Here is a 1,375-nt window from a genome sequence, read left to right as displayed (position 1 = left end):
CTCGCGGATTCCGCAACCTCGAGAACTACCGACTCCGCATGCTCCTCATCGCTGGCGGCCTGGACGCATCAACCCACACTCAACTCTGAAGAGCCCGTAAAGCTCGCGGGCTTACCGTCCTTTTCAACGATCCCATCGCCATCAGAATCGGTCCACCCGGCCTCCGCAAGAATCGTCTTTGCCCGGTCTGTATCGCCATCTTTGAAGGAGATTCCGCCATCAAAGGGTAGTCCCTCCGCCGACGAGAATGCCGGTTTGCCGAAGCCTCCCAGGGCAATATCCACGAGCTTTTGACGGTTCAGGCCGACACTGAGTGCTTGTCGAATTGCTAGATCCGATGTGACGTCATTACCTACCTCGACCTCTTCACCCTTGAGCTTTCCGGTGTTACCGGCAGGTTGCGATGGCATCGCGATCCCGCGCACATCGACTGACTTATACGCCTGAGCCGTCATCCCATCGATCTTTTGGTCGGCCAGACTAGACGGCGCATAGGCGACGTCCACCTTGCCCGCGCGCGCGGCCGCCAGCGCCGCGTCTTCCTCCTGCAGTAGGAAAGTGAGTTTCTTGAAGGTCGGCTTCGTCGCGTAATGCTCATTCGCCTCCAAAATGAGTTGCTCATCCTTGGTGTACTGGGCAACCTTGTAGGGTCCCGAACCGATCGGGTTCTTCGAGTAATCCGGGCCATAGGATGCCGCAGGTACGATCGGCACCTCCGTGAGCTGGCTGATGAAGGTGGAGCGCGGCGCATCCAGCGTGAACTTTACGGTGTGCTCATCAGGGGCATCCATCTGCGTAACGAAACTCAGATCAAAAGCCTCGCCATCGTCTTTGAGCATTTGATAGGTAAAGACAACGTCTTTAGCTGTCACTGGCGTGCCATCGGAGAATTTAATCCCGTTGTTCAGCGTGAAAGTCCACGTCAACGCATCTTCGCTGACCTGCCAGTCCTTTGCCAGGTCGCCGACGACTTTGATGTCAGCGTCATAGGTCAAGAGTGAGCTGTGTGTCAGCCGATGTTGCGCATGGGTTCCCCATCCCTTCTTAGGATCGAAGTTGCCGTTATCGACCTTGCCTACCGCGAGAACAAGTTCCTCTCGAGATTTGGCGGGCTCGGTTGCTGATGGGCTATCAGTAGCGGCTTTGGGCGAGCACGCCGACAAACCTAGGGCTAGGACGGCAAGCGTCGAAACAATGACACGACGAGAGGGAAAGAGTCGCACTCGGACACTCCTTGATAGTGAAATGTATCGAGCTTAGTTTAGCTAAGCCTTACCTAAATGGTCAAGTCCCTTGTAGTGGTGTAACGGCGTTTTCCTCTCGTTTGGGGTTTTAGCTTGCTAGTGCGGGCGTGTCGGTATCGGTCATGGTCGTG

1 protein-coding gene is annotated in these 1,375 nt (G+C 55.9%); it reads right to left on the bottom strand.

Features of this window, described 5'->3' with window-relative positions; genetic code table 11:
- Positions 1 to 68 precede the first annotated feature (68 nt).
- The gene (locus BSZ39_RS12820; protein ID WP_222842974.1) at positions 69 to 1,223 is read right to left on the bottom strand and encodes an ABC transporter substrate-binding protein; all 1,155 of its coding nucleotides are present in this window, start codon (positions 1,221 to 1,223) and stop codon (positions 69 to 71) included.
- Positions 1,224 to 1,375 lie beyond the last annotated feature (152 nt).

Source organism: Bowdeniella nasicola, from assembly GCF_001907295.1.
Classification (GTDB): Bacteria; Actinomycetota; Actinomycetes; order Actinomycetales; family Actinomycetaceae; genus Bowdeniella; species Bowdeniella nasicola.
The sequence above is the reverse complement of the archived record's forward strand: the minus strand, read 5'-3'. Positions and strand labels throughout refer to the sequence as shown.